Source organism: Actinoplanes sp. ATCC 53533 (genome assembly GCF_003947245.1).
Map to the genome: position 1 here is coordinate 1 of NZ_QHHV01000234.1, position 17,385 is coordinate 17,385.

The 17,385-nt window shown below is 71.5% G+C and carries 13 protein-coding genes, 3 tRNA genes and 1 riboswitch; of the genes, 6 read left to right on the forward strand and 10 right to left on the reverse strand.

Going from position 1 to position 17,385, the window contains the following annotated elements:
• Window positions 1-943, forward strand: a 943-nt coding sequence (locus DMB66_RS50440) for a site-specific integrase (protein WP_148112857.1), incomplete at its 5' end; no start/stop codon positions are given.
• Window positions 944-1,053: 110 nt separating this feature from the next.
• Here DMB66_RS50440 and DMB66_RS50445 read toward each other — a convergent pair.
• From DMB66_RS50445 to DMB66_RS50455, 3 genes are all read right to left on the reverse strand, one after another.
• Window positions 1,054-1,125, reverse strand: a tRNA-Val gene (locus DMB66_RS50445).
• 14 nt (window positions 1,126-1,139) lie between these two features.
• Window positions 1,140-1,210: transfer RNA gene (locus DMB66_RS50450), tRNA-Cys, on the reverse strand.
• A 37-nt stretch (window positions 1,211-1,247) separates the two neighbouring features.
• A tRNA-Gly gene (locus tag DMB66_RS50455) sits at window positions 1,248-1,320 on the reverse strand.
• A 154-nt stretch (window positions 1,321-1,474) separates the two neighbouring features.
• Between DMB66_RS50455 and eis the strand changes: the two genes are divergently transcribed.
• Entirely contained in the window at window positions 1,475-2,659 is a 1,185-nt protein-coding gene (gene eis, locus DMB66_RS50460) for an enhanced intracellular survival protein Eis (RefSeq protein WP_125811229.1), read from the forward strand.
• A gap of 45 nt (window positions 2,660-2,704) precedes the next feature.
• Here eis and DMB66_RS50465 read toward each other — a convergent pair whose 3' ends face one another.
• The 4 genes from DMB66_RS50465 to DMB66_RS50480 form a co-directional block, all read right to left on the reverse strand.
• The gene (locus DMB66_RS50465) at window positions 2,705-3,454 is read right to left on the reverse strand and encodes an FAD:protein FMN transferase (protein ID WP_233625411.1); all 750 of its coding nucleotides are present in this window, start codon (window positions 3,452-3,454) and stop codon (window positions 2,705-2,707) included.
• An 11-nt stretch (window positions 3,455-3,465) separates the two neighbouring features.
• Entirely contained in the window at window positions 3,466-3,999 is a 534-nt protein-coding gene (locus DMB66_RS50470; protein ID WP_125811230.1) for an FMN-binding protein, read from the reverse strand.
• Window positions 4,000-4,015: 16 nt separating this feature from the next.
• Window positions 4,016-5,473: a ferric reductase-like transmembrane domain-containing protein gene (locus tag DMB66_RS50475; protein WP_233625412.1), complete on the reverse strand. Its 1,458-nt coding sequence runs from the start codon at window positions 5,471-5,473 to the stop codon at window positions 4,016-4,018.
• Between the two features lie 238 nt (window positions 5,474-5,711).
• A complete protein-coding gene (locus tag DMB66_RS50480; RefSeq protein ID WP_125811232.1) occupies window positions 5,712-6,695 on the reverse strand; it encodes a phosphatidylinositol-specific phospholipase C in 984 nt (327 codons plus the stop codon).
• 69 nt (window positions 6,696-6,764) lie between these two features.
• On the opposite strand from DMB66_RS50480, the gene cbiE reads away from it, so the two are divergent.
• The 3 genes from cbiE to DMB66_RS50495 are packed head-to-tail and all read left to right on the forward strand — an operon-like array spanning window position 6,765 to window position 9,642.
• Window positions 6,765-8,138, forward strand: coding sequence for a precorrin-6y C5,15-methyltransferase (decarboxylating) subunit CbiE (cbiE, locus tag DMB66_RS64825; RefSeq protein ID WP_233625413.1), 1,374 nt, complete (start codon window positions 6,765-6,767; stop codon window positions 8,136-8,138).
• Window positions 8,135-8,878: a precorrin-4 C(11)-methyltransferase gene (gene cobM / locus DMB66_RS50490; RefSeq protein ID WP_125811233.1), complete on the forward strand. Its 744-nt coding sequence runs from the start codon at window positions 8,135-8,137 to the stop codon at window positions 8,876-8,878. The genes cbiE and cobM overlap by 4 nt, the downstream gene beginning before the upstream one ends.
• A 38-nt stretch (window positions 8,879-8,916) precedes the next feature.
• The gene (locus DMB66_RS50495; protein WP_199753114.1) at window positions 8,917-9,642 is read left to right on the forward strand and encodes a cobalt-precorrin-6A reductase; all 726 of its coding nucleotides are present in this window, start codon (window positions 8,917-8,919) and stop codon (window positions 9,640-9,642) included.
• 152 nt (window positions 9,643-9,794) lie between these two features.
• Here the strand turns inward: DMB66_RS50495 and DMB66_RS50500 are convergent, their stop codons facing one another.
• The 3 genes from DMB66_RS50500 to DMB66_RS50510 are packed head-to-tail and all read right to left on the reverse strand — an operon-like array spanning window position 9,795 to window position 13,400.
• Complete coding sequence (locus tag DMB66_RS50500; RefSeq protein WP_125811235.1) at window positions 9,795-11,294, reverse strand: precorrin-2 C(20)-methyltransferase; 1,500 nt, start codon at window positions 11,292-11,294, stop codon at window positions 9,795-9,797.
• A gap of 2 nt (window positions 11,295-11,296) precedes the next feature.
• Complete coding sequence (locus tag DMB66_RS50505; protein ID WP_125811236.1) at window positions 11,297-11,914, reverse strand: precorrin-8X methylmutase; 618 nt, start codon at window positions 11,912-11,914, stop codon at window positions 11,297-11,299.
• Between the two features lies 1 nt (window position 11,915).
• Window positions 11,916-13,400, reverse strand: a complete 1,485-nt coding sequence (locus DMB66_RS50510) for a precorrin-3B synthase (protein ID WP_233625414.1) — start codon at window positions 13,398-13,400, stop codon at window positions 11,916-11,918.
• 128 nt (window positions 13,401-13,528) lie between these two features.
• A riboswitch (cobalamin riboswitch) is annotated at window positions 13,529-13,602 on the forward strand.
• Window positions 13,603-13,654: 52 nt separating this feature from the next.
• Here DMB66_RS50510 and cobN point away from each other — a divergent pair.
• Window positions 13,655-17,203 (forward strand): cobaltochelatase subunit CobN, encoded by a 3,549-nt coding sequence (gene cobN, locus DMB66_RS50515; protein ID WP_125811237.1) that lies wholly within the window; start codon window positions 13,655-13,657, stop codon window positions 17,201-17,203.
• Window positions 17,204-17,385 lie beyond the last annotated feature (182 nt).

Genomic DNA, 17,385 nt, shown 5'->3' on the forward strand with positions numbered 1-17,385 from the left:
CGGCGCGCCGCCGCCAACTCTCACCGAATGGACGGCCACCTGGCTGCCCGTGCACCTGGCCGGTGCGGCCACCCTCGCGAAATACGAGTCGATGTTGCGCTGCCACATCCTGCCCGTGTTCGGCAGTCATCGCCTCGATGCGATCACCCGCATCGAGGTGAAGGCGTTCGCCCGCTCCCTGTCCGGCCGGCTGGCGCCGGTCACCGTGCGCAGCGTCATTACCGTGCTGGGCCTCGTGCTGCGGGAGGCCATCGACGAGCACTACCTGTTGTTTGACCCGACCGCGCGTCTGCGGCTGCGAGATGGGCCCGATGAGCCCCGTCCGACTGCCACCCCGGATCAAGTCCGGTGCTTGGCCGCCCGGATGCCGAACCTCCATGCCCACGCCCTGGTGATCACCGCTGCCTACACCGGCATGCGCTTCGGTGAACTCGCCGGGCTCAGCCGCGCCAACGTCCACCTCGACCGGGCCTTGATCCACGTCGCCGGCGACACCGGCGCCCTGCATGAGGTCAGTGGTGGCCGCTGGCTTGGTCCACCCAAGACCAAGGCCGCCGTCCGCGACATCCGGCTACCGCCGTTCCTGGTCGACGGCCTCGACCGGCTGTTGCACGCCCACCCGTACGAGACCGTGTTCTGCACGGATGCCGGCCGGTGGTGGTGGCGTACCACCTTCATCGAACGCACCTGGCGGCCCGCCTGCGACGGCGATGCCGCTCACGGCTGGGCACCGCTTCTCACCGGCTTCCGGTTTCACGATCTGCGACACACCCACCGCACCTGGATGGACGAGGACGGTATCGCCGAGCCACTCAAGAGCCAGCGGCTCGGTCACCAACTGCCCGGTATCCGCGGCGTCTACGCTCACGTCACCGAACCGATGCACCCGCCGCTGTTGGCCGCCCTGCAGAATCGCTGGCTCGGCAGCGGCGGCTACTGGTAACGGCCCACAGCTGGCCTGCCTCATTACCGGGGGAGCAGAACTGCTCCCCCGACACCAAAGAGCATCAATCACGAAGATCCATGATTGATGCTCTGACCTGCGAAAACTTGTGGGCGATACTGGGATCGAACCAGTGACCTCTTCCGTGTCAAGGAAGCGCGCTCCCGCTGCGCCAATCGCCCTCGATCTCTTGCCGAGGTGGAGACGGGATTTGAACCCGTGTACACGGCTTTGCAGGCCGTTGCCTCGCCTCTCGGCCACTCCACCGAGCTGGCCCCGCACGTAACCTGTGGCGGCCTCTCCGAGCGGACGACGGGATTCGAACCCGCGACCCTCACCTTGGCAAGGTGATGCGCTACCAGCTGCGCTACGTCCGCTTGTCTCTCCGGCGCGTTCCCCGGCGACGGATGAAACATTAGCCGGTCTCCCGCCGCCTTGCCAAACCGGGGTCCCCCGGCGCGTCGCCGAGGGGTTGTCCACAGGCACGGAAACCGGCGAGCGCGTCGCCCGTCCACCGGCTTGGATGGGCTCATGCAGATCCGACAGGTCACCGCCGAAGATCGCACCGACACCATCTTTCCGCTGCAGACGTATGCGTTCATGCCTTCCCCGTGGGCCGACGCCGACCGGGTGATCTACGCCGGCCGGATGCAATACTTCCGCACCACGCTGACTCTCGTCGCCGAGGAGGATGGCCGGGCGCTCGCCGGCGTCGCCGCCCTTCCGATGCGGCAGAACGTGCGCGGTGTCCTGCACGACATGGCCGGCGTCGCTTCCGTTACGACCCATCCGGCCGCCCGCCGTCGTGGTCTCGTCCGCGAGTTGCTCGGCCGCCTGCTGCGGCAGATGAGCGAGCAGGGCTGCACCGTCAGCGCCCTCTACCCGTTCCGCCCTTCCTTCTACGGCCGCTTCGGGTTCGTCGGCCTTCCCCGGGCCCGCACGGCCACCTTCGCCCCGGAGGGCCTCTCCCACCTCCTGAGGGCCGATCTGCCGGGCGAGGTGGAGCAGTTCACCATGCGGGAGGGGTTCGACGATTACAACGCCCTCACGCTGCGCCTGCTGGGAGAGCGGCATGGCTTCTCGGTGTACGACGAGGTGCGCACCGCGGAGTTCCGGGAAGACCCGCGCTGGGTGGCGGTCGCCCGGGTTGACGGCGAGGTGGTGGCGGCGGTGGCCTATCGCATCGACCGGTTCGGCGGCGATCTGATCGCCGACGACCTGCTGGCCACGGGTCCGCTGGGCCGGGCGCTTCTGCTGCAGTATTTCGCCCGCCACGTGGACCAGGTGGCGCGTGTGATCGTGACTATCGGCGCGGACGAGGTGCCGGAGCTGTGGGGGACCGACTTCGCCGTGCTCACGCAGGGCAAGGTGGCTTACCCGAGCAACGGCGGTCCGATGGCCCGGCTGCTGTCGATGGAGGCGCTCACCGGCACGGTCACGACGGCGGAGGAGTCGATCACGGTCGAGGTGGTCGACGATGACTTCATCGCCGGGCGCTACCTGCTGGCCGGTGAGAGCGGGCGGCTCACCGTGGAGCCGAGCAAGAACGAGCCACAGGCGACGCTCACCTGCGCGGCCATCTCGGCGCTCGCCTACGGCGTGCTCGATCCGATCGAGATCGTGACCAGGGGCCTCGGCCAGGTGGAGCCGTCGGCGGCCGGCCCGTTGAACGCCCTGTTCCCGAGGCGAATGCCCTACCTGTTCGCCGACTTCTAGATCAGTTTCCGGAGAGCCGAGGACGGGGAGGACGAGCAGATGAGGTCAGACGGCAGCGGGAAGGCCGGCGGAGCTGAAGGCCCGTCCGTCGTCCGTGACCAGCGCCGAGTCGTAGCCGTCCGCTGCCAGTTTGGAGAGCCAGGCGATGCCGGGTTCGCCCATGGCCAGGGCCGCTGTCGCGTAGGCGTCGGCCAGGGCGAGGTCAGGTCCCACCACCGTCACCGATCGCAGGCCACGGGCCGGCCCACCGGTTCGCGGGTTGAACACGTGATCTCCGCGCTCATAGGTCCCGGAGGTCGCCACTGCCCGGTCGCTCACCGTGAGGACCCAGCTCAGCTTGTCCGCTTCCCATGGGTGCCGGATGCCGACCCGCCAGGGGGCTCCCGTGCCGGTGAGTCCCCGGGCCCGGATGTCGCCGCCCGCGTTCACGCAGTGGTTGACCGAGCCAGCCTCCGCCAGGCGGGCGGAGGCGATCTCCACCGACCAGCCCTTGACGTAGCCGGAGGGGTCGAGCGGCCCTGCCGCGTAGGCATCGAAGTAGCCGTCCGTCTCGCGCCACAGGTCGGCGCAGGCCTCCAGCACGTGCCGCATGTCCGTCGAGCAGTCCGCCGGGTCGATCTCTCGCCGGCGGAGCCTGCTGACCTCGCTGTCCTCGCGGTAGGTGCTGAAGCGCCGGTCCACCTCGTGCAGCCAGCCGCACACGTCGTCGATCATCGCGCGCAGGTCGTCTTCGGGCAGGTTGTCGGCCAGGTCGATGCTGACGACCGTGCCCATGACGTGCTCGGCGTGGTGCATGGCGCCGGACTCTACGCCGTCGCCTGGTCGATGGCCGCCTGCAGCGACTTCACGTACGACTCGGAGGTGAACGTCGCGCCGGAGACCGCGTCGACCTCGGCGCTCTGGGCCTTCAGGGTTCCCTGCTTCAGTGAGGCGATCGCCGGGGGGTTGATCGTCGCGCTGTCGCCGGTGACGGGGTACGTCGCGTCCGCTGCGGTGATCTTGCCGCCGGAGATCTTGATCGAGACCTGGATGGCGCCGTACGGGTTCTTCGCCGCCGAGCCCTTGAAGATGCCGTTCTTGAGGCCGCTGCCGCCGGCCTCGCCCGAGGCGTCCGCTTCGTCGTCGTTCTCTTCGGCCGGCGAGGTGGTCGGATTCTTCGACGAGGGCTTCTTTGTCGAGGAGGCCGCGGGCTCCGGGTCGGCGTCCTGGCCCGAGTTCGCCAGGTCGACGACGGGCGGCGCGGCCGAGGGAACCACCGGCGCGGAGACGCTCAGCCGGACCCCGACGATCAGGGCGGCGCCGGTCAACGTTCCGATGGCTGCTGCGGTACTGCGTCGCATGAGGAAACTCCCGGAATCAGAATTCGAAGGGGTCGAGGTGCAACTGGCTGTCTGGCACTTCCAATTCGCGCAGGGTCTGCACCGCGGCGTCCACCAGCCCGGGCGGGCCGCACAGATAGACGTCCCGGCGGTTGACGTCGGGCACCAGCCCGAGCAGGCCGTTCGCCGTGAAGAGCCGGCGAGGGCCCGGGTCGTTGCGGGAGCCGACGATGTAGCGGACCCAGGCGTCGCGGCGCTCGGCCAGGTCCTCCAGCTCCTCGCGGAAGACCAGCTCGTCGGGGCGGCTGGCCCGGTAGATCACGATCGTGTCCGGCGGCATGTCCTCGAGCAGGGCCCGGATCGGCGCGATGCCGCTGCCGCCCGCGATCAGCAGTGCCCGGCGGCGGGTTCGGCGCTGCGCGGTGAACGTGCCGAACGGGCCTTCCGCCAGGATCGTCGTGCCCGGCTGCATCTCCGCGAGCTTCGCGGTGTGCCCGCCGACCGCGGTGACGGTCAGGCGCAGCCACTGCGAGTTCGGCGCGGCCGAGAGCGAGAACGGGTGCGTCTGCCACCAGCCGTTGGCGGTCAGGAAGCGCCAGCGCATGAACTGGCCCGCCTGGGCCGGCAACCGGTCCAGGTTGCGGCCGTCGATGTAGATCGAGAACGTGTTTCCGCCCTCGGCGACGACCTCGGCCACCTCGAAGCGGTGCCGTGCGTTGAGCCACAGCGGCTCGACCAGCCTGCCCCAGAACAGGGCTGCGACGACCAGGGCGGCGAGCCCGGGCCAGAAGACCGATGCGAAGCGGCCGGACAGGTCCGCGCCGGTGGCGACCTGGTGGCCGTAACCGAGCAGCAGCACGAAGTAGGCGGTGAGGTGGATGAAGTGCCAGAGCTCGTAGGGCAGCTTGCTGCGCGCGGCCCGGATCGAGATCACGCTGATCAGCACCAGCAGGCCGGTGGCCACCGTGGCACTGATCATCTCGGGCAGCGTGGTGATGATCGTCCAGCCCTGGTCGATGACGCCGGATTCGGCGGTCAACGCGTAGCCGTAGACGATGAAGACGATGTGCGCGAGCACCGTGACGACCAGCGTCGTGCCCAGCCAGCGGTGCCAGCGCAGCAGGTCGCGGGCGCCGACCCACTCCTCGAGCCAGGACACCCGGCTCATCATCAGCAACTGGATGAAGAGCAGGTAGCCGGCGATCAGCCCGGTGATCCGGCCGACGGCCATCATCAGCGTGGCGGTGTCGTTGATCGCGCCGGCCTGGGTGTCGAAGAGCCACAGCGAGACGCTCGTGGCGAGCCCGGAGAAGAACAGCAGGACCGTGAGCAGTCGGTTGCCCGACGTGGCCTCGGCCGGCGGGCGGTCGTCGGTGACGATCGCGGGTCCGGTGCCCTGCCAGCCGGACTCGTCCGGCGCCTCGACGATGATGTCGCCGCGCGGCACGGCCTCGTTCAGGTCGGGTTGCTCCCAGAAGCCCCGCGTCGGGGTCACCGTTGGCGCCCCCCACGCGGGCTCCGGTCCGCGTTGGTCCTCGAAGGGTTGAAACGTGGTCGGCCCTGATCGGCCGGCAGTATCGCCGTACGCTCGCGCCATCGACCTCACCCGCTCAGCAGTCGTCCTCCGGCGTCTGCCACCCCCCAGCGGCCGACGTGACGGTCCGGTCTCGGCAGGCCGTCGATGGGTACTACGCGGATCAGCGGGTGAAGGCTCAAACCTGAACGAAAAAAGGTCAGTTGTAGGAGATGATCTTGTCGATCAGCCCGGCGCCGGGGAAGTCGAGCATGATCGCTCCGGTGCGGACCAGGCCGTGGCCTTCACCGAGGTAGATCAGCAGGAACGGGTTGACGCCCTGCACTCCCAGCGCGCCGCCCGCCACGTGCTGCGGCTGTGCGAAGAGGCTCGAACCGCTGGTGAAATTGACATACATCTTTGTGGGGTCGCCCGCGCTCGTGGCGTCCAGGTGCCGCCTGACCTGGTCACGCTTCGTCGCGATCGCGCCCACGTTCGGTACCGAGTAGGCGTCCTGGATATAGGTGGACGAACCATCGCGCCATTGGTCGAAGTGGGCCAGACCGTACCGTTCGATCGGGCTGCCGAACGCGCCGTGCAGCACGGCGAGGACCACCTTGCCGCGCACCGTGCCCAGCGTCGGCAGGGCGGCTCCGGCACCGCGCGTCACCGAGGGCTGCCAGAACAGCGGGGTGACGTACGAGTCGAAGATATCCGCGAAGCTCTTCTGGCCCGAGACGTCCGTACAGGATCCGATCTGTCCGGTGCACTCCTGCTTGAGGCGCATCACGACGGTCTCGCCCGGATGTGCGGAAAGGAAGGTGCCCAGCGTCGCGACGACGTCACTGAAGTTCGCGTTCTGGTAGGCCGCGCCGTGGTGGATCGTGAAGGTGTTCCCGCTGTTCACCCGGGCCCTGATGTCGATCATCCGGATGCCCGCGTCGAGCTGGCGGGCGAGCGTGGCCCCGCTGTCGCCGAAGTTCTCCTGCGTCTGGGTCAGTGCGCCGCCGTGGATCGACATCGTCTCGTGCGTGCCTGGGATGGACAATGCCGCCAGGCCGGTCGTATCGGGCAGATCTCGCATCCAGTCCGGATGGCTGGCCGCGCTCAGCGTCCGGTAGGACGCGTCGGCGGCGAAGGCGCTGCCGGGTGTCGCGACGAGCGCGGCGGACAGGGTGGCGAGGATCACGAGGGCACGCTTCATGCAGCGGAAGATATCGATCTTCGGGGTGCGGCGGAAGTGCGCCCGGTGGCCGGCGGCTACCGTCACGACGTGACTGACGAACCCGCCGGCCTCACCGTGGTCGGCATCGGCGCCGACGGCTGGCCGGGCTTGTCGGGTACGGCCACCGTCGCGCTGACCGCCGCGCAGGTGATCTTCGGCAGCTCCCGCCAGCTCGCCCTGTTGCCTCCCGCGGTCGAGGGCGACCGGGTGCGCTGGCCATCGCCCCTGGTGCCTGCCCTGCCGGGCCTGCTCGCCGCCCACCGTGGCCGGCGCATCGCGGTCCTGGCCAGCGGCGACCCGATGTTCCACGGCATCGGCGTCACCCTGGTCCGGCTGCTCGGTGCCGCAGCCGTGCGCGTCATCCCGCACCCGTCGTCGGTTTCCCTCGCCGCGGCCCGGCTCGGCTGGTCGCTGCCGGAGGCTGACGTGCTCAGCCTGGTCACCGCGCCGGTCGAGGAGATGCATCCGCTGATCCACCCGGGCCGCAAGATCCTGATCCTCAGCGCGGGCGCGCAGACCCCGGCCGCCGTCGCTGCCCTGCTCACCTCCCGTGGGTACGGCGACAGCACCGTCACAGTCCTCGCCCGGCTCGGCGCCTCCACGGAGCACGCGATCACCGGACCGGCGTCGGATCTGGACCTCTCCGAGGCCGACCCCCTGAACGTGATCGCCGTGGCCTGCTCGACCGGCGGGCAGATCCCGGGGCGCGCCGGACCGCGGCCGCTGCTGCCCGGCGCCGCCTACGAGAGCGACGATCCGCTCGCCGGGCGTCGCGCCGGGCCGGGGCCGTTGGTGCCGGGTCTGCCCGGCGCCGTGTGCGAGGGCGACGACCAGCTCGCCGGGCGTCGCGCCGGGCCGCGGCCGTTGGTGCCCGGTCTGCCCGATGCCCTCTACGAGAGCGACGGTCAGCTCACCAAGCGTGAGGTTCGCGCCGTTACGCTCGCCGTCCTCGGGCCGCAGCCCGGTGAGCTGCTCTGGGACGTTGGTGCGGGTTCCGGGAGCATCGCGATCGAGTGGATGCGGACCCATCGGGACTGCCGGGCCGTCGCCGTCGAGTCCGCATCCGAGCGGGTGGGGCGGATCGTGCGCAATGCCGCTGCCCTGGGCGTACCGAAGCTTCGGGTTGTGGAGGGCCGGGCGCCCGGCGCTCTTGCCGGGTTGCCCGCGCCCGACGCGGTTTTCATCGGTGGTGGCCTGACGCGCGACGGGGTCGTCGACGCCGTGCTGGCCGCGTTGCCCGCAGGTGGACGGTTGGTCGCCAACGCGGTGACCTTGGAGTCGGAGGCCGTGTTGGCGGCCTGGTACGCGAAGCTGGGCGGTGATCTGACCCGGCTCGCCGTGCAGCGGGCGGCGCCGGTCGGTGGGTTCACGGGATGGAGAGCGATGATGCCGGTGACCATCTGGTCGGTGATCAAGCCGTGACGGTGCATTTCATCGGCGCCGGGCCCGGCGCCGCGGATCTGATCACGGTACGGGGCCGGCGGCTGATCGAGTCGTCTCCGGTCTGCCTGTACGCCGGCAGCCTGGTGCCCGCCGAACTGCTTGCCTACTGCCCGCCCGGCGCCCGGCTGGTCGACACCGCCAGGCTCAATCTGGACGAGATCATCGCCGAGGTCGTCACCGCCGCGAAGGCCGGGCAGGACGTGGCGCGGCTGCACTCCGGCGACCCGTCGGTGTTCAGCGCGGTCGCGGAGCAGATGCGCCGGCTGGACGAGGCCGGGATCGAATACGACGTGACGCCCGGGGTTCCCGCCTTCGCGGCCGCCGCTGCCGCACTGGGCCGTGAGTTCACCGTGCCGGGGGTAGCCCAGACGGTCATCCTCACCCGCACGGCCGAGCGGGCCACCGCCATGCCGCCCGGCGAGGACCTGGCGACGTTGGGGGCGAGCCGCTCGACGATGGTGCTGCACCTGGCCGTGCAGCGCATCGACGCGGTGGTCGCCGAGCTGATACCGGGCTACGGCGCGCAGTGCCCGGTCGCCGTCGTGGCCCGGGCGAGCCGGGAGGACGAGTTGATCGTCCGCGGCACGCTCTCCGACATCGCCGCCAAGGTGACCGCCGCAGGGATCAAGCGCACCGCCGTGATCGTGGTCGGTGCGGCCTTGACCGCATCGGCCTTCCCGGACAGCCACCTCTACTCCACGGACCGATGCCGCCCGTAGCCACACCGCAGCCATCCGCAGGCGGGCCGGTGCCGGCCGTGAGAGTTCTCGTCCTGGGCGGGACCACCGAGGGGCGGGCGCTGGCGTCAGCCTGCGCGGCCATGCCGGGCATCGAGGTGATCAGTTCGCTCGCGGGCCGGACCAGGTCGCCGCTGCTGCCGGAAGGTGACGTTCGCATCGGCGGTTTCGGTGGCGTCGACGGGCTGGCCGGCTACCTGCGCGAGCGCGGGATCGACGCCGTCGTGGACGCCACTCATCCGTTCGCGGCGACGATGACCGCGCACGCGGTTGCCGCGTCGGCGCGGGCCGGGGTGCCGCTGCTCGTGTTGCGCCGGGCGGGCTGGGCGGAACAGCCGGGCGATGTCTGGCACCGCGTGGCCGACCTCGCGACAGCCGCGGACCTGGTTCCCGGGCTGGGGGAGCGGGTGTTTCTGACCACCGGCCGGCAGAGCATCGCGGCCTTCGCCGGGGTCGACGCCTGCTGGTTCCTCTCCCGCTCGGTCGAGCCGCCCGCACCACCGCTGCCGCAGCGCGTCGAGGTGCTGCTGGACCGGGGCCCGTTCACCGTCGAAGGCGAACGGTCCCTGCTCGCCGAGCACCGCATCGACGTGCTGGTCACCAAGGACAGCGGCGGCAGCACCGCCAAGCTCGACGCCGCCCGTGAGCGCGGCCTCCCGGTGGTGCTGGTGGACAGGCCGCCGCTGCCGCCTGCGACGGACACAGCGCCGAGCGTCGAGGCCGCCCTCGACTGGTTGGCTCAATAGCGACGTTGCCGGGGTCTTGCGCTGCGGGTGGGTTCAATAGCGACGTTGCTGGGGTCTTGCGCCGTGGGTGGGCTCAGCAGCGACGTTGCCGGGGTCTTGCGCTGGCGGTGGGCTCAGCAGCGAACTTGCCGGGGTTTCCGCCGTGGGTTGGCTCAGGTGGGGTAGTGCCGTGGCGTGTACACCTGGGTAGAGCCGTCGCCCCGGGTTGTCACCCGGGTCTGGCTCGAGCCGACGATCAGCAGGCAGCGCATGTCGATCGTCGCCGGGTCCAGCTCGCCGAGCGTTGTCACCCGCACCGACTCCTCCGGACCGCCCACGTCGCGCCCGATCACCACCGGCGTCACCGGGTTGCGGTGTTGCAGCAGCAGCTCCCGGGCGCGGACCAGCTGCTCCTTGCGGCTCTGCGACGCGGGGTTGTAGATCGCGATCACCATGTCGGCACCCGCCGCCGCCGACAGTCGGGCGGCGATCACGTCCCAGGGCTTCAGCCGGTCAGAGAGCGACATTATGCAGAAGTCGTGCCCGAGCGGCGCGCCCGCCCGGCTCGCCACGGCCTGCGCCGCGGTCAGCCCGGGCACCACCCGGACCGGCACGTCCTTCCACTGCGGGTCCTCGCTGACCTCCAGCACCGCCGCCGCCATCGCGAAGACGCCCGGGTCACCGGAGGACACCACCGCGACGTTGCGGCCGCGTTTGGCCAGGTCCAGCGCGAACGCCGCCCGTTCCGCCTCCACCCGGTTGTCCGACGGGTGCCGGCGCTGGCGCGCGTTCGGCGGGACGCGGTCCACGTACGGGCCGTAGCCGACCACGTCGTCCGCCGCCGCCAGCGCCTCCTGCGCCTCCGGGGTCAGCCAGTCGCGACCCGCCGGGCCCAAGCCGACCACCGTCACCTGCCCCCGCTGTTCCACCGCAACCGGCTCGGCGACGAACGTCGAGGCGGCCGGGCTCGGCAGCAACGCCAGGGAGAAGTACGGCACCGTGGCCGGGTCGACGTCGGCCAGCCGGGCATGGCGTTCCCGGTCGGTCGTCGCCCGCTCGACGTACCAGGCGTCGTCGAGGCGGCCGGCCTGGGCCAGCGCCTCGCGGACGCCGGTGAAGGTCCGGCCCAGCTTCATGATCGCGGCCGAGTCGGTGGTGGCCAGCCGGGCCGCGAGCTCGGCCGGCGGGAGGGTGCCGGGCAGCACGGTGAGGATCTCGTCGCGTTCCATCAGTGGCCGGCCGAGCACCGCCGACGCCGCGCTCACCGAGGTCACGCCGGGCACGACCTGCGTCTCGTAGCGGTGGGCGAGCCGCTTGTGCATGTGCATGTAGGAGCCGTAGAAGAACGGGTCGCCCTCGGCCAGCACCACCACGTCGCGGCCCGCGTCGAGGTGCGCGGCCAGCCGTTCCGCGCTCTGCGCGTAGAACTCGTCGATCGCGCCCTGGTAGCCGCCCGGGTGGTCGGTCGTCTCGGTGGTCACCGGATAGATCAGCGGTTCCTCGATCTGGTCCGCACGCAGGTACGGCTCCGCGATCGCGCGGGCGTTGCTGCGTCCGTGCCGGGCCGCGTGGTAGGCGATCACGCCGGCCGCGTTGATCAGCCGGGCCGCCTTGACGGTGACCAGTTCCGGATCGCCGGGGCCCAGCCCGACCCCGAACAGTCGGCCCGCCATGACTACTCCTCCTCCGAGGCGAGGGCGTTGACCGCCGCCGCCGTGATCGCGCTGCCGCCGCGTCGCCCGCGTACGACAAGGTATTCCAGATCGGACGCCGCGAGGGCGTCCTTCGACTCGGCCGCGCCGATGAAACCGACCGGGATGCCCAACACCGCGGCCGGTCGCGGCGCACCGGCCTCGACCATCTCCAGCAGCCGGAACAGCGCGGTCGGCGCGTTACCGATCGCGACCACCGCGCCGTCGAGCCGGTCGCCCCACAGGTCCAGCGCGGCCGCGCTGCGCGTGTTTTCCAGCCGCGCCGCCAGCGCGGGCACGGACGGGTCGCGCAGCGTGCAGATCACCTCGTTGCCGGCGGGCAGCCGCTTGCGGGTCACCCCGGACGCGACCATCTCGGCGTCGCAGAGGATCGGCGCGCCGCCGAGCAGCGCCTTGCGGGCCGCGGTCACCACCCCGGCGCTGAAGCCGATGTCGGTGGGCAGGTCGACCATCCCGCAGGCGTGGATCATCCGAACGGCGACCCGCGCCACGTCGGCCGGCAGACCGGACAGGTCGGCCTCGGCCCGGATCGTGGCGAACGACCGCCGGTAGATCTCCGCGCCGTCGCGCACGTATTCCATCTCAGCCCTTCCTCGCGGCGCCGACCAGCGCGCCCACTTCACCGACCGAGGCGACGCCGCGCGCATGCGGCGACCGCACCTCGTATCCCGTGCCGGTCGCCTCGACCCGCACGTGCGGCCCGGCCGGGCTCCCGCACCCGCGCGCGCAGCCGACCCAGTGCACCGGCAGTCCCTCGCCCTTGACCGTCGCGGCGTCGGCGTCGGCCCGCACGTCGGCCAGCGACTTGGCGCACCCCGGCCGGCCCGCGCAAGCGGTCACCCCGGCCCACCGTGACCCCGCCGCGACCTCCAGACCGGCCCCGGCCAGGGCCGCAACCCAGGACTCGGCCGCCTGCGGCAGCAAACCAGGCAGGATCACCCCACGCCAGGGTGTGAAAACCAGGGCTTTCGCCGATGCCAAAACCTTCAGCTGTACGTCGCTGAGCCGCCCGAGCGGCACCAGCGCCCCGACGGCCACCCTCCCGTCCGGTTGCTCGATGATCCCGATCGGCTCCCGCACCCCGGGCCGGGACCGTCGCACCGGCTCCCCGAGCGCCTTGCCCAGCGTCGCGGCGGTCCGCGCGGCGACCCGGGCCGGCCCGTCGGTCAGCTCTCGCACCCGCCACGCCACCCGCTGCCGCCTACCGGCGTCATACCTGTCACCGGGTAGGGGGAGGGGCTGGTCGCCGGCGGCGCGCAGCGCGCCTGTCGCGCTGCTGAACCGTTCCGGCATGGCCTGGGCGTTGTCGGTTGCGCTGCCGGGCCGTCCGTCCGGTGCGGCCTGGCCGGCGTCCGCCGCGCTGCCGGGCCGTTCGTCCAGTGCGGCCTGGGTCGCGTCCGTCGCCCTACCGGGATGGCGGGCGTTGTGCAGTGCCTGCTGGACGGTGGCAGGAGGGTCGGCGGGCCGATCGTGTGCCTTCGCCGGGATCTGCTGGGCCGCGCGTTCCTCGAGGAAAGCGTGTGCGGCCGCGAGCAACGCCGGGACCACCTCGGCCGGTGCCACGCGCAGGCCGGCGTCGCTGCCGGCGAAGATGATCGCCACCTCGTCGTCGAGTGGGAGGGCTGCCACGTCAGCGCCGAAGGCCACGTCGCCCGCGCCGCTGTCGAGGGCGAACAGGAAGCGGCCCGGCAACTCGGCCAGCGACGGGTCTGCGCACAGAGCCTGGTCCAGGGGCCCGACGGGCAGTCCTTCGGCGAGTGGCGAGGCGACGATGTTGCGTACCAGTTCATGGGTTTCGGAGGGCAGCAGGCCCGCCCCCCGCAGGTTGGCCGCCAAATCCTCCACCGGGGCGTCTTTTAGGGCTCTGAGCTGGAGATTTGCCCGGCTTGTCAGCTCCACGTGGCCGTCGCCCCATCGGGTGGCCAGCTCGCGCACCACCGTGAGCTGCGCGCCCGTCAGCCGGCCGCCCGGCACGCGGACGCGCGCCAGCGGCCCGTCGGCCGCGGCGTGCAGCCGCAGCGCGCCCGGGCAGGCATCGGCGTCGGCGCGCACGGATGGGATGGGCACGGCCCGGATACTACGGATCGGGGCCGACACTTTCCCGGCGGCGGTCGGCATCGTCACACCGGCCGTCTCGCCTTGACGCCGCCCGCGCGGTTGGCGAAGAGTGGGGGCCCACGTGCGGCGACGCCGCGGAGGAAGCCGGTGCGAGTCCGGCGCGGTCCCGCCACTGTCACAGGGTCCTGCTAGACCTTGGAGCCAGAAACTCCAGTCGCCGCGAAATTCCTTCGACCCGGGGCGCGGACCCCGAGGGGAGAGCCGTGTTTCTGCTGCTGTCGACGTCCGACACCGACCTGCTGAGCGCCCGTGCCAGCGGCTCGGCCTATCGCCTGGCCAATCCGGCCCGCACCGCGGTCGACGACCTGCCCGCCCTGCTCGACGGGGCCGACCTGGTCGTCGTGCGCATCCTCGGCGGGCGCCGGGCCTGGGAGGAAGGGCTCGACGCGCTGCTCGCCGGGCCGGTCCCGGTGGTGGTGCTCGGCGGTGAGCAGGCCCCCGACGCCGACCTGATGAAGCTCTCGACCGTGCCCGCCGGCGTGGCCGCGGAGGCGCACGGCTATCTGGCATACGGCGGCGCCGACAACCTGGCCGCGCTGCACGACTTCCTCTCCGACACGATCCTGCTGACCGGCCACGGGTTCGCGGCGCCGGTGCCCGCGCCCGACTGGGGCCTGCTCCCGCGCGAGTCGACCGCGGAGACCGGGCCGACCGTCGCGGTGCTCTATTACCGTGCGCATCACATGGCCGGCAACACCGCGTTCGTCGAGGCGCTCTGCCGGGCGGTCGAGGCCAAGGGCGGCCGCCCGCTGCCGATCTTCACGTCCTCGCTGCGCACCGCCTCGGCCGAGCTGCTCGCCGAGTTGCGCAGGGCCGATGCCCTGGTGGTGACCGTGCTGGCGGCCGGCGGCACCAAGCCCGCCACCGCCTCCGCGGGTGGCGACGACGAGGCCTGGGACGTCGGCGTGCTCGCCGACCTCGACGTGCCGATCCTGCAGGGTCTGTGCCTGACCAGCAGCCGGGCCGCCTGGGAGGCCAGCGACGACGGGCTCTCCCCGCTGGACGCGGCGACCCAGGTCGCCATCCCGGAGTTCGACGGCCGGATCATCACCGTGCCCTTCTCGTTCAAGGAGATCGACCCGGACGGGCTCTCGATCTACGTGCCGGATCCCGAGCGGGCCGCCCGGGTGGCCGGCATCGCGGTCGCGCACGCCCGGCTGCGGCACATCCCGCCGGCCGAGCGCCGGATCGTGGTCATGCTGTCGGCATATCCGACCAAGCACTCCCGGATCGGCAACGCGGTCGGTCTCGACACCCCCGCCTCCACGGTCCGGTTGCTGCAGGCGATGCGGGAGCACGGCTATCGCATCGGTGACTTCCCGGGCGTGGCCGAGAGCGACGGCGACAAGCTGATCCACGCGCTGATCGCCGCCGGTGGCCAGGACCCGGACTGGCTGACCGAGGAGCAGCTCGCCGGCAACCCGGTGCGCATCGCGGGCACGGCCTACCGGGAATGGTTCGCGACGCTGCCGGCCGACCTGCGCGAATCCATGGAACGGCACTGGGGCCAGGCCCCCGGCGAGCTGTATGTGGACGACGACGCCATCGTGCTCGCCGCCCTGCGCGACGAGAACGTGGTCGTGATGGTGCAGCCGCCGCGTGGCTTCGGTGCCAACCCGGTCGCCATCTATCACGACCCCGACCTGCCGCCGAGCCACCACTACCTGGCGGCATACCGGTGGCTGGCCGACGACTTCGGCGCGCACGCGGTCGTGCACGTCGGCAAGCACGGCAATCTCGAATGGCTGCCCGGCAAGAACGTCGGCATGTCCGCCTCCGACGGCACCGACGCGGCGCTCGGCGACCTGCCACTGATCTACCCGTTCCTGGTCAACGACCCGGGCGAGGGCACCCAGGCGAAGCGGCGCGCGCACGCCACGCTGGTCGACCACCTGATCCCGCCGATGGCGCGCGCGGAGTCCTACGGCGACATCGCCCGCCTGGAGCAGCTGCTCGACGAGCACGCGAACATCGCGGCGCTCGACCCGGCGAAGCTGCCCGCCATCCGGGCGCAGATCTGGACCCTGATCCAGGCCGCCAAGATGGACCACGACCTGGGCCTGGCCAACCGGCCGGACGACGAGGAGTTCGACGAGTTCATCCTGCACGTCGACGGCTGGCTCTGCGAGATCAAGGACGTGCAGATCCGCGACGGCCTGCACATCCTCGGCAACGCCCCGACCGGCGAGGCCCGGGTCAACCTGGTGCTCGCCATGCTGCGTGCCCGGCAGATGTGGGCCGGCCAAGTCGCGGCGTTGCCCGGGCTGCGCGAGGCGCTGGGCCTGGCCGAGGACGCCTCCACGGCCGAGACGGACGCCGTCGAGGAGCAGGCCCGCGCGCTGGTCGCCGCCATGGAGGAGGCCGGCTGGGAGCCGGCCGCCGCCGACCGGGTCACCGACGACGAGACCGTGGCGACCGTCCTGCGCTTCGCCGCGACCGAGGTCGTGCCCCGGCTGGCGAAGACCACCGACGAGCTGACCAACGTCCTGCACGCGCTCGACGGCGGCTATGTGCCGGCCGGGCCGAGCGGCTCGCCGCTGCGCGGCCTGATCAACGTGCTGCCGACCGGCCGCAACTTCTACTCCGTCGACCCCAAGGCCATCCCCAGCGCCCTGGCCTGGGAGACCGGCCAGGCGATGGCCGAGTCGCTGCTGACCCGCTACCGCGCCGACTACGGCGACTGGCCGAAGTCGGTCGGGCTCTCCGCCTGGGGCACGAGCGCCATGCGGACCGCCGGCGACGACATCGCCGAGATCCTCGCCCTGATGGGGGTGCGCCCGGTCTGGGATCCCGCGTCCCGCCGGGTCACCGGCATCGAGCCGATCGACCTGGCGGAGCTGGGCCGGCCCCGGATCGACGTGACCGTCCGCATCTCCGGCTTCTTCCGCGACGCGTTCCCGCACGTGGTGGCCATGCTGGACGACGCCGTGGGCCTGGTGGCCGCGCTGGACGAGACACCCGAGCAGAACTTCGTCCGGGCGCACGCGCTGGCCGACGTCGGGGCGGACAAGACGTGGCGGCAGGCGACCACGCGCATCTTCGGCTCGCGGCCCGGGGCGTACGGGGCGGGGATCCTGCCACTGATCGACAGCCGCAACTGGCGTGGCGACGCCGACCTGGCCGAGGTGTACGCGGTCTGGGGCGGCTTCGCCTATGGTCGCGGGCTGGACGGGGTCGCGGCTCGTGGTGACATGGAGACCGCGTACAAGAGGATCGAGGTCGCGGCCAAGAACATCGACACCCGCGAGCACGACATCGCCGACTCCGACGACTACTTCCAGTACCACGGCGGCATGATCGCCACGGTGCGGGCGCTGACCGGGAAGGCGCCGGCGGCGTACATCGGGGATTCCACCAACCCGGACGCGACCAAGACCCGCAGCCTCACCGAGGAGACCGCCCGGATCTTCCGCGCCCGCGTGGTGAACCCGCGCTGGATCGCGGCCATGCGCCGGCACGGCTACAAGGGCGCGTTCGAGCTGGCCGCGACGGTCGACTACCTGTTCGGCTACGACGCGACGGCGGGCGTGGTCGCGGACTGGATGTACGAGCAGCTCGCGGCCAGCTACGTGCTGGACCCGGAGAACCAGAAGTTCATGACCCAGTCGAACCCGTGGGCGCTGCACAGCATCACCGAACGGCTGCTGGAGGCGGCGGACCGCAAGCTCTGGGAGTCCCCGGAGCCGGCGACCCTGGCCGCGCTGCAGCAGATCTACCTGGAGACCGAAGGCGACCTGGAAGGCGACGGATAGCAGTCGGTGGCCGCTTCGGGGATATTGTCCTTTTCGCCGACCGGGGTCATGGATACTCCCGTGCCTCAGTAGCGTTGTCGATCTTGGCAATCGCCACTTCGCTAGGCACGGGGGTAACTCAATAGTGTTCACCAGACGCCGTTGGCGCTCGATCCTTCTGCTCGGTGCGGCCTCCGTCATGG

Coding starts and splice junctions, on each gene's coding strand:
- eis (WP_125811229.1), top strand. CDS start 1,475: ATGCAGATCCGACAGGTCACCGCCGAAGATCGCACCGACACCATCTTT.
- DMB66_RS50465 (WP_233625411.1), bottom strand. CDS start 3,454: ATGCACCACGCCGAGCACGTCATGGGCACGGTCGTCAGCATCGACCTG.
- DMB66_RS50470 (WP_125811230.1), bottom strand. CDS start 3,999: ATGCGACGCAGTACCGCAGCAGCCATCGGAACGTTGACCGGCGCCGCC.
- DMB66_RS50480 (WP_125811232.1), bottom strand. CDS start 6,695: ATGAAGCGTGCCCTCGTGATCCTCGCCACCCTGTCCGCCGCGCTCGTC.
- DMB66_RS50500 (WP_125811235.1), bottom strand. CDS start 11,294: ATGGCGGGCCGACTGTTCGGGGTCGGGCTGGGCCCCGGCGATCCGGAA.
- DMB66_RS50505 (WP_125811236.1), bottom strand. CDS start 11,914: ATGGAATACGTGCGCGACGGCGCGGAGATCTACCGGCGGTCGTTCGCC.